The organism is Vibrio aestuarianus, from assembly GCF_028858425.1.
Lineage (GTDB): Bacteria > Pseudomonadota > Gammaproteobacteria > Enterobacterales > Vibrionaceae > Vibrio > Vibrio aestuarianus.
Genome location: NZ_JAKNYQ010000001.1, coordinates 1 through 11,365, shown reverse-complemented (window position 1 = coordinate 11,365; position 11,365 = coordinate 1). Strand labels below are relative to the sequence as shown.

Genomic DNA, 11,365 nt, shown 5'->3' with positions numbered 1-11,365 from the left:
AGAATGGCCGCCTCTTCCAAGGAAGCCACGGCAACCAAACGAAGAACGCTCTTTAACAATATAAACCTATCAATCTGTGTGGGCACTCGTTGATGATAATCGAAAAAGATTTATCAATGAACTGAGTGACCTGAACTAGCAATAGTTCGAATGCTTTTTGATTTCACTTTTTATTAAAAAGTGAAATCCAATAAGCGGCACAGTCAATTCATTGTTGTTCTGTTGGAGCAACAATAGCTTTAAAATTACTTTTTACTTTCGAGTAAAAACAGTTTTGAAGTCAGTATTCATTGAGCCGGTCTTAGGACCAACAAAACTTTAATTGAAGAGTTTGATCATGGCTCAGATTGAACGCTGGCGGCAGGCCTAACACATGCAAGTCGAGCGGTAACATTTCAAAAGCTTGCTTTTGAAGATGACGAGCGGCGGACGGGTGAGTAATGCCTAGGAAATTGCCCTGATGTGGGGGATAACCATTGGAAACGATGGCTAATACCGCATGATGCCTACGGGCCAAAGAGGGGGACCTTCGGGCCTCTCGCGTCAGGATATGCCTAGGTGGGATTAGCTAGTTGGTGAGGTAATGGCTCACCAAGGCGACGATCCCTAGCTGGTCTGAGAGGATGATCAGCCACACTGGAACTGAGACACGGTCCAGACTCCTACGGGAGGCAGCAGTGGGGAATATTGCACAATGGGCGCAAGCCTGATGCAGCCATGCCGCGTGTATGAAGAAGGCCTTCGGGTTGTAAAGTACTTTCAGTCGTGAGGAAGGGGGTATCGTTAATAGCGGTATTCTTTGACGTTAGCGACAGAAGAAGCACCGGCTAACTCCGTGCCAGCAGCCGCGGTAATACGGAGGGTGCGAGCGTTAATCGGAATTACTGGGCGTAAAGCGCATGCAGGTGGTTCGTTAAGTCAGATGTGAAAGCCCGGGGCTCAACCTCGGAACTGCATTTGAAACTGGCGGACTAGAGTACTGTAGAGGGGGGTAGAATTTCAGGTGTAGCGGTGAAATGCGTAGAGATCTGAAGGAATACCGGTGGCGAAGGCGGCCCCCTGGACAGATACTGACACTCAGATGCGAAAGCGTGGGGAGCAAACAGGATTAGATACCCTGGTAGTCCACGCCGTAAACGATGTCTACTTGGAGGTTGTGGCCTTGAGCCGTGGCTTTCGGAGCTAACGCGTTAAGTAGACCGCCTGGGGAGTACGGTCGCAAGATTAAAACTCAAATGAATTGACGGGGGCCCGCACAAGCGGTGGAGCATGTGGTTTAATTCGATGCAACGCGAAGAACCTTACCTACTCTTGACATCCAGAGAATCCAGCGGAGACGCAGGAGTGCCTTCGGGAGCTCTGAGACAGGTGCTGCATGGCTGTCGTCAGCTCGTGTTGTGAAATGTTGGGTTAAGTCCCGCAACGAGCGCAACCCTTATCCTTGTTTGCCAGCGAGTAATGTCGGGAACTCCAGGGAGACTGCCGGTGATAAACCGGAGGAAGGTGGGGACGACGTCAAGTCATCATGGCCCTTACGAGTAGGGCTACACACGTGCTACAATGGCGCATACAGAGGGCAGCCAACTTGCGAAAGTGAGCGAATCCCAAAAAGTGCGTCGTAGTCCGGATTGGAGTCTGCAACTCGACTCCATGAAGTCGGAATCGCTAGTAATCGTGGATCAGAATGCCACGGTGAATACGTTCCCGGGCCTTGTACACACCGCCCGTCACACCATGGGAGTGGGCTGCAAAAGAAGTGGGTAGTTTAACCTTTCGGGGAGGACGCTCACCACTTTGTGGTTCATGACTGGGGTGAAGTCGTAACAAGGTAGCGCTAGGGGAACCTGGCGCTGGATCACCTCCTTATACGATGATTACACTGATGAGTGTCCACACAGATTGATGGTTTATACAGTTTTAGAGACGATGCTGGGTCTGTAGCTCAGGTGGTTAGAGCGTTCGCCTGATAAGCGAGAGGTCGGTGGTTCAAGTCCACTCAGACCCACCAATTCTTCTTAATCGAAGATTGGCACACAGTATCACACACCTGATGGGGCTATAGCTCAGCTGGGAGAGCGCCTGCCTTGCACGCAGGAGGTCTGCGGTTCGATCCCGCATAGCTCCACCATCTTTAAGCACATTTGCTTAAGTGTTCTTAAAAATGGTTTTCATCAGAAAATCTTGCTCTTTAACAATTTGGAAAGCTGACTGATAACAACGTGATTTGTTGTTATCAAATAAAAGTTCTCAATATCAATACGTTTACGTGTTGATACCAAACACATTCAAGTGTTCTTGGGAAAGCTTACTGCGGTAAGTTTTCAAAATTGAGTCCGGCAAAATCGAAATGTCTCTCGCTCATTCAATAAAGAGAGACACTAAACCTTGGTGACTTGTCATCAACACGAAACTTCTTCGGGTTGTATGGTTAAGTGACTAAGCGTACACGGTGGATGCCTTGGCAGTCAGAGGCGATGAAGGACGTATTAACTTGCGATAAGCGTAGATTAGGCAGTAAAAGCCACTTGAGTCTACGATTTCCGAATGGGGAAACCCACTAGCATAAGCTAGTATCGCTGCGTGAATACATAGCGCAGCGAGGCGAACTCGGGGAACTGAAACATCTAAGTACCCGAAGGAAAAGAAATCAACTGAGATTCCGAAAGTAGCGGCGAGCGAAATTGGACTAGCCCTTAAGCTTTAAATGATGCAGGTGAACACGCTGGAAAGCGTGGCAATAAAGGGTGATAGCCCCGTAACCGACACGTCATTCTAAGTGAAAACGAGTAAGGCGGGACACGTGATATCCTGTTTGAATATGGGGGGACCATCCTCCAAGGCTAAATACTACTGACTGACCGATAGTGAACCAGTACCGTGAGGGAAAGGCGAAAAGAACCCCTGTGAGGGGAGTGAAATAGAACCTGAAACCGTGTACGTACAAGCAGTAGGAGCAGGCTTTGTCCTGTGACTGCGTACCTTTTGTATAATGGGTCAGCGACTTATATTCAGTGGCAAGGTTAACCGTATAGGGGAGCCGTAGGGAAACCGAGTCTTAACTGGGCGCTTTAGTCTCTGGATATAGACCCGAAACCGAGTGATCTAGCCATGGGCAGGTTGAAGATTGAGTAACATCAATTGGAGGACCGAACCGACTAATGTTGAAAAATTAGCGGATGACTTGTGGCTAGGGGTGAAAGGCCAATCAAACTCGGAGATAGCTGGTTCTCCCCGAAAGCTATTTAGGTAGCGCCTCGGACGAATACTACTGGGGGTAGAGCACTGTTAAGGCTAGGGGGTCATCCCGACTTACCAACCCTTTGCAAACTCCGAATACCAGTAAGTACTATCCGGGAGACACACGGCGGGTGCTAACGTCCGTCGTGGAGAGGGAAACAACCCAGACCGCCAGCTAAGGTCCCAAATTACTACTAAGTGGGAAACGATGTGGGAAGGCTCAGACAGCCAGGATGTTGGCTTAGAAGCAGCCATCATTTAAAGAAAGCGTAATAGCTCACTGGTCGAGTCGGCCTGCGCGGAAGATGTAACGGGGCTAAGTAGTAAACCGAAGCTGCGGCTGCAATCGTAAGATTGTGGGGTAGGGGAGCGTTCTGTAAGCCGTTGAAGGTGTGTTGTAAAGCATGCTGGAGGTATCAGAAGTGCGAATGCTGACATGAGTAACGATAATGGGGGTGAAAAACCCCCACGCCGGAAGACCAAGGGTTCCTGTCCAACGTTAATCGGGGCAGGGTAAGTCGACCCCTAAGGCGAGGCTGAAAAGCGTAGTCGATGGGAAACGGGTTAATATTCCCGTACTGCTTATAATTGCGATGGGGGGACGGAGAAGGCTAGGTGGGCCTGGCGACGGTTGTCCAGGTTCAAGTGCGTAGGCTAAGAGACTAGGTAAATCCGGTTTCTTGTTAGGCTGAGACACGACGTCGAGCACCTACGGGTGTGAAGTCATTGATGCCATGCTTCCAGGAAAAGCCTCTAAGCTTCAGATTATAAGCAATCGTACCCCAAACCGACACAGGTGGTCGGGTAGAGAATACCAAGGCGCTTGAGAGAACTCGGGTGAAGGAACTAGGCAAAATGGTACCGTAACTTCGGGAGAAGGTACGCTCTTGGCGGTGAAGTCCCTAGCGGATGGAGCTACTGAGAGTCGCAGATACCAGGTGGCTGCAACTGTTTATTAAAAACACAGCACTGTGCAAAATCGTAAGATGACGTATACGGTGTGACGCCTGCCCGGTGCCGGAAGGTTAATTGATGGGGTTAGACTTAGGTCGAAGCTCTTGATCGAAGCCCCGGTAAACGGCGGCCGTAACTATAACGGTCCTAAGGTAGCGAAATTCCTTGTCGGGTAAGTTCCGACCTGCACGAATGGCGTAATGATGGCCACGCTGTCTCCACCCGAGACTCAGTGAAATTGAAATCGCTGTGAAGATGCAGTGTACCCGCGGCTAGACGGAAAGACCCCGTGAACCTTTACTACAGCTTGGCACTGAACATTGAACCTACATGTGTAGGATAGGTGGGAGACTTAGAAGCGCAGTCGCTAGATTGCGTGGAGTCGTCCTTGAAATACCACCCTTGTAGTTTTGATGTTCTAACGTTGGCCCCTAATCGGGGTTGCGGACAGTGCCTGGTGGGTAGTTTGACTGGGGCGGTCTCCTCCCAAAGAGTAACGGAGGAGCACGAAGGTGGGCTAAACACGGTTGGACATCGTGTGGTTAGTGCAATGGCATAAGCCCGCTTAACTGCGAGAATGACAATTCGAGCAGGTACGAAAGTAGGTCATAGTGATCCGGTGGTTCTGAATGGAAGGGCCATCGCTCAACGGATAAAAGGTACTCCGGGGATAACAGGCTGATACCGCCCAAGAGTTCATATCGACGGCGGTGTTTGGCACCTCGATGTCGGCTCATCACATCCTGGGGCTGAAGTCGGTCCCAAGGGTATGGCTGTTCGCCATTTAAAGTGGTACGCGAGCTGGGTTTAGAACGTCGTGAGACAGTTCGGTCCCTATCTGCCGTGGGCGTTGGAAGATTGAAGGGGGCTGCTCCTAGTACGAGAGGACCGGAGTGGACGAACCTCTGGTGTTCGGGTTGTTACGCCAGTAGCATTGCCCGGTAGCTAAGTTCGGAATCGATAACCGCTGAAAGCATCTAAGCGGGAAGCGAGCCCTGAGATGAGTCTTCCCTGGCACTTTAAGTGTCCTAAAGGGTTGTTCGAGACTAGAACGTTGATAGGTTGGGTGTGTAAGCGCTGCGAGGCGTTGAGCTAACCAATACTAATTGCCCGTGAGGCTTAACCATACAACACCGAAGGGGTTTTGTGGGCTCAATAGAAGAACATTGAATGTGAAGAACGAAGACAGCTTTCCGAATTAAAGAATTTGCTTGGCGACCATAGCGTTGCGGACCCACCTGACTCCATGCCGAACTCAGAAGTGAAACGCAATAGCGCCGATGGTAGTGTGGGGCTTCCCCATGTGAGAGTAGGACATCGCCAGGCTTTAATTTCCGACTGGTCTCATTGAGACGAGTCACCATAATATTCTCATGAAAATGTGAGAGTTTTATGTTGACTTTCAAAGTGGAAAGCGTATTATACGCGTCCTGCTTAGGTGTTAAGGCACTGAAAGGCAAGCTCTTTAACAATATAAACCTATCAATCTGTGTGGGCACTCGTTGATGATAATCGAAAAAGATTTATCAATGAACTGAGTGACCAATCAGAATCAAGTTTACTTGATTTTGGCACAGTCAATTCATTGTTGTTCTGTTGGAACAACAATAGCTTTAAAATTATTTTTTACTTTCGAGTAAAAGCAGTTTTGAAGTCAGTATTCATTGAGCCGGTCTTAGGACCAACAAAACTTTAATTGAAGAGTTTGATCATGGCTCAGATTGAACGCTGGCGGCAGGCCTAACACATGCAAGTCGAGCGGTAACATTTCAAAAGCTTGCTTTTGAAGATGACGAGCGGCGGACGGGTGAGTAATGCCTAGGAAATTGCCCTGATGTGGGGGATAACCATTGGAAACGATGGCTAATACCGCATGATGCCTACGGGCCAAAGAGGGGGACCTTCGGGCCTCTCGCGTCAGGATATGCCTAGGTGGGATTAGCTAGTTGGTGAGGTAATGGCTCACCAAGGCGACGATCCCTAGCTGGTCTGAGAGGATGATCAGCCACACTGGAACTGAGACACGGTCCAGACTCCTACGGGAGGCAGCAGTGGGGAATATTGCACAATGGGCGCAAGCCTGATGCAGCCATGCCGCGTGTATGAAGAAGGCCTTCGGGTTGTAAAGTACTTTCAGTCGTGAGGAAGGTGGTGTTGTTAATAGCAGCATCATTTGACGTTAGCGACAGAAGAAGCACCGGCTAACTCCGTGCCAGCAGCCGCGGTAATACGGAGGGTGCGAGCGTTAATCGGAATTACTGGGCGTAAAGCGCATGCAGGTGGTTCGTTAAGTCAGATGTGAAAGCCCGGGGCTCAACCTCGGAACTGCATTTGAAACTGGCGGACTAGAGTACTGTAGAGGGGGGTAGAATTTCAGGTGTAGCGGTGAAATGCGTAGAGATCTGAAGGAATACCGGTGGCGAAGGCGGCCCCCTGGACAGATACTGACACTCAGATGCGAAAGCGTGGGGAGCAAACAGGATTAGATACCCTGGTAGTCCACGCCGTAAACGATGTCTACTTGGAGGTTGTGGCCTTGAGCCGTGGCTTTCGGAGCTAACGCGTTAAGTAGACCGCCTGGGGAGTACGGTCGCAAGATTAAAACTCAAATGAATTGACGGGGGCCCGCACAAGCGGTGGAGCATGTGGTTTAATTCGATGCAACGCGAAGAACCTTACCTACTCTTGACATCCAGAGAATCCAGCGGAGACGCAGGAGTGCCTTCGGGAGCTCTGAGACAGGTGCTGCATGGCTGTCGTCAGCTCGTGTTGTGAAATGTTGGGTTAAGTCCCGCAACGAGCGCAACCCTTATCCTTGTTTGCCAGCGAGTAATGTCGGGAACTCCAGGGAGACTGCCGGTGATAAACCGGAGGAAGGTGGGGACGACGTCAAGTCATCATGGCCCTTACGAGTAGGGCTACACACGTGCTACAATGGCGCATACAGAGGGCAGCCAACTTGCGAAAGTGAGCGAATCCCAAAAAGTGCGTCGTAGTCCGGATTGGAGTCTGCAACTCGACTCCATGAAGTCGGAATCGCTAGTAATCGTGGATCAGAATGCCACGGTGAATACGTTCCCGGGCCTTGTACACACCGCCCGTCACACCATGGGAGTGGGCTGCAAAAGAAGTGGGTAGTTTAACCTTTCGGGGAGGACGCTCACCACTTTGTGGTTCATGACTGGGGTGAAGTCGTAACAAGGTAGCGCTAGGGGAACCTGGCGCTGGATCACCTCCTTATACGATGATTACACTGATGAGTGTCCACACAGATTGATGGTTTATACAGTTTTAGAGAAAGAATGTTCCCAAACATTCGCCACTTAGTGTCCCGTTCGTCTAGAGGCCTAGGACACCGCCCTTTCACGGCGGTAACAGGGGTTCGACTCCCCTACGGGATACCATGGGTCGTTAGCTCAGTTGGTAGAGCAGTTGACTTTTAATCAATTGGTCGCAGGTTCGAATCCTGCACGACCCACCATTTCCTCCCGCGGAAATGCTTACTTTAGGTAAGAAAATAAATTCGGGGCTATAGCTCAGCTGGGAGAGCGCCTGCCTTGCACGCAGGAGGTCTGCGGTTCGATCCCGCATAGCTCCACCATTTCCTCCCACGGAAATGCTTACTTTAGGTAAGAAAACAATGTGGGCGATTAGCTCAGTTGGGAGAGCACCTGCCTTACAAGCAGGGGGTCACTGGTTCGAGCCCGGTATCGCCCACCACTCTCTAAGGATTTTTGGATGCACACTTCCAAACCAGATTAAGTAATTGAACTGGTTGGTTTGTTTGACGCTGAAAGTCATTAGAAAGTGATTCATTCCTTTGGGAATAACACTCGCTCTTTAACAATTTGGAAAGCTGACTGATAACAACGTGATTTTTTGTTGTTATCAAATAAAAGTTCTCAATATCAACACGTTTATGTGTTGATACCAAACACATTCAAGTGTTCTTGGGAAAGCTTACTGCGGTAAGTTTTCAAAATTGAGTCCGGCAAAATCGAAATGTCTCTCGCTCATTCAATAAAGAGAGACACTAAACCTTGGTGACTTGTCATCAACACGAAACTTCTTCGGGTTGTATGGTTAAGTGACTAAGCGTACACGGTGGATGCCTTGGCAGTCAGAGGCGATGAAGGACGTATTAACTTGCGATAAGCGTAGATTAGGCAGTAAAAGCCACTTGAGTCTACGATTTCCGAATGGGGAAACCCACTAGCATAAGCTAGTATCGCTGCGTGAATACATAGCGCAGCGAGGCGAACTCGGGGAACTGAAACATCTAAGTACCCGAAGGAAAAGAAATCAACTGAGATTCCGAAAGTAGCGGCGAGCGAAATTGGACTAGCCCTTAAGCTTTAAATGATGCAGGTGAACACGCTGGAAAGCGTGGCAATAAAGGGTGATAGCCCCGTAACCGACACGTCATTCTAAGTGAAAACGAGTAAGGCGGGACACGTGATATCCTGTTTGAATATGGGGGGACCATCCTCCAAGGCTAAATACTACTGACTGACCGATAGTGAACCAGTACCGTGAGGGAAAGGCGAAAAGAACCCCTGTGAGGGGAGTGAAATAGAACCTGAAACCGTGTACGTACAAGCAGTAGGAGCAGGCTTTGTCCTGTGACTGCGTACCTTTTGTATAATGGGTCAGCGACTTATATTCAGTGGCAAGGTTAACCGTATAGGGGAGCCGTAGGGAAACCGAGTCTTAACTGGGCGCTTTAGTCTCTGGATATAGACCCGAAACCGAGTGATCTAGCCATGGGCAGGTTGAAGATTGAGTAACATCAATTGGAGGACCGAACCGACTAATGTTGAAAAATTAGCGGATGACTTGTGGCTAGGGGTGAAAGGCCAATCAAACTCGGAGATAGCTGGTTCTCCCCGAAAGCTATTTAGGTAGCGCCTCGGACGAATACTACTGGGGGTAGAGCACTGTTAAGGCTAGGGGGTCATCCCGACTTACCAACCCTTTGCAAACTCCGAATACCAGTAAGTACTATCCGGGAGACACACGGCGGGTGCTAACGTCCGTCGTGGAGAGGGAAACAACCCAGACCGCCAGCTAAGGTCCCAAATTACTACTAAGTGGGAAACGATGTGGGAAGGCTCAGACAGCCAGGATGTTGGCTTAGAAGCAGCCATCATTTAAAGAAAGCGTAATAGCTCACTGGTCGAGTCGGCCTGCGCGGAAGATGTAACGGGGCTAAGTAGTAAACCGAAGCTGCGGCTGCAATCGTAAGATTGTGGGGTAGGGGAGCGTTCTGTAAGCCGTTGAAGGTGTGTTGTAAAGCATGCTGGAGGTATCAGAAGTGCGAATGCTGACATGAGTAACGATAATGGGGGTGAAAAACCCCCACGCCGGAAGACCAAGGGTTCCTGTCCAACGTTAATCGGGGCAGGGTAAGTCGACCCCTAAGGCGAGGCTGAAAAGCGTAGTCGATGGGAAACGGGTTAATATTCCCGTACTGCTTATAATTGCGATGGGGGGACGGAGAAGGCTAGGTGGGCCTGGCGACGGTTGTCCAGGTTCAAGTGCGTAGGCTAAGAGACTAGGTAAATCCGGTTTCTTGTTAGGCTGAGACACGACGTCGAGCACCTACGGGTGTGAAGTCATTGATGCCATGCTTCCAGGAAAAGCCTCTAAGCTTCAGATTATAAGCAATCGTACCCCAAACCGACACAGGTGGTCGGGTAGAGAATACCAAGGCGCTTGAGAGAACTCGGGTGAAGGAACTAGGCAAAATGGTACCGTAACTTCGGGAGAAGGTACGCTCTTGGCGGTGAAGTCCCTAGCGGATGGAGCTACTGAGAGTCGCAGATACCAGGTGGCTGCAACTGTTTATTAAAAACACAGCACTGTGCAAAATCGTAAGATGACGTATACGGTGTGACGCCTGCCCGGTGCCGGAAGGTTAATTGATGGGGTTAGACTTAGGTCGAAGCTCTTGATCGAAGCCCCGGTAAACGGCGGCCGTAACTATAACGGTCCTAAGGTAGCGAAATTCCTTGTCGGGTAAGTTCCGACCTGCACGAATGGCGTAATGATGGCCACGCTGTCTCCACCCGAGACTCAGTGAAATTGAAATCGCTGTGAAGATGCAGTGTACCCGCGGCTAGACGGAAAGACCCCGTGAACCTTTACTACAGCTTGGCACTGAACATTGAACCTACATGTGTAGGATAGGTGGGAGACTTAGAAGCGCAGTCGCTAGATTGCGTGGAGTCGTCCTTGAAATACCACCCTTGTAGTTTTGATGTTCTAACGTTGGCCCCTAATCGGGGTTGCGGACAGTGCCTGGTGGGTAGTTTGACTGGGGCGGTCTCCTCCCAAAGAGTAACGGAGGAGCACGAAGGTGGGCTAAACACGGTTGGACATCGTGTGGTTAGTGCAATGGCATAAGCCCGCTTAACTGCGAGAATGACAATTCGAGCAGGTACGAAAGTAGGTCATAGTGATCCGGTGGTTCTGAATGGAAGGGCCATCGCTCAACGGATAAAAGGTACTCCGGGGATAACAGGCTGATACCGCCCAAGAGTTCATATCGACGGCGGTGTTTGGCACCTCGATGTCGGCTCATCACATCCTGGGGCTGAAGTCGGTCCCAAGGGTATGGCTGTTCGCCATTTAAAGTGGTACGCGAGCTGGGTTTAGAACGTCGTGAGACAGTTCGGTCCCTATCTGCCGTGGGCGTTGGAAGATTGAAGGGGGCTGCTCCTAGTACGAGAGGACCGGAGTGGACGAACCTCTGGTGTTCGGGTTGTTACGCCAGTAGCATTGCCCGGTAGCTAAGTTCGGAATCGATAACCGCTGAAAGCATCTAAGCGGGAAGCGAGCCCTGAGATGAGTCTTCCCTGGCACTTTAAGTGTCCTAAAGGGTTGTTCAAGACTAGAACGTTGATAGGTTGGGTGTGTAAGCGCTGCGAGGCGTTGAGCTAACCAATACTAATTGCCCGTGAGGCTTAACCATACAACACCGAAGGGGTTTTGTGGACTCAATAGAAGAACATTGAATGTGAAGAACGAAGACAGCTTTCCGAATTAAAGAATTTGCTTGGCGACCATAGCGTTGCGGACCCACCTGACTCCATGCCGAACTCAGAAGTGAAACGCAATAGCGCCGATGGTAGTGTGGGGCTTCCCCATGTGAGAGTAGGACATCGCCAGGCTT

At 50.1% G+C, this 11,365-nt stretch carries 6 tRNA genes and 6 rRNA genes; all 12 read left to right on the top strand.

The features are described from left to right. Positions 1–319 precede the first annotated feature (319 nt). A 16S ribosomal RNA gene (locus tag MCT08_RS00060) occupies positions 320–1,866 on the top strand. Positions 1,867–1,931: 65 nt separating this feature from the next. Then, positions 1,932–2,008: transfer RNA gene (locus MCT08_RS00055), tRNA-Ile, on the top strand. Between the two features lie 44 nt (positions 2,009–2,052). Continuing rightward, positions 2,053–2,128, top strand: a tRNA-Ala gene (locus MCT08_RS00050). 298 nt (positions 2,129–2,426) lie between these two features. Further along, positions 2,427–5,318 (top strand): 23S ribosomal RNA (locus MCT08_RS00045). Between the two features lie 83 nt (positions 5,319–5,401). Next, positions 5,402–5,517 (top strand): 5S ribosomal RNA (gene rrf / locus MCT08_RS00040). A gap of 367 nt (positions 5,518–5,884) precedes the next feature. Further along, positions 5,885–7,431, top strand: a 16S ribosomal RNA gene (locus MCT08_RS00035). A gap of 88 nt (positions 7,432–7,519) precedes the next feature. Next, positions 7,520–7,595: transfer RNA gene (locus MCT08_RS00030), tRNA-Glu, on the top strand. Between the two features lies 1 nt (position 7,596). Next, positions 7,597–7,672: transfer RNA gene (locus MCT08_RS00025), tRNA-Lys, on the top strand. Between the two features lie 44 nt (positions 7,673–7,716). Then, a tRNA-Ala gene (locus tag MCT08_RS00020) sits at positions 7,717–7,792 on the top strand. A 43-nt stretch (positions 7,793–7,835) separates the two neighbouring features. After that, positions 7,836–7,911 (top strand) — tRNA-Val (locus tag MCT08_RS00015). A gap of 361 nt (positions 7,912–8,272) precedes the next feature. Beyond that, a 23S ribosomal RNA gene (locus MCT08_RS00010) occupies positions 8,273–11,164 on the top strand. Between the two features lie 83 nt (positions 11,165–11,247). Further along, a 5S ribosomal RNA gene (gene rrf, locus MCT08_RS00005) occupies positions 11,248–11,363 on the top strand. Together the 16S, 23S and 5S rRNA genes with 6 tRNA genes alongside form the textbook arrangement of a ribosomal RNA operon. Positions 11,364–11,365 lie beyond the last annotated feature (2 nt).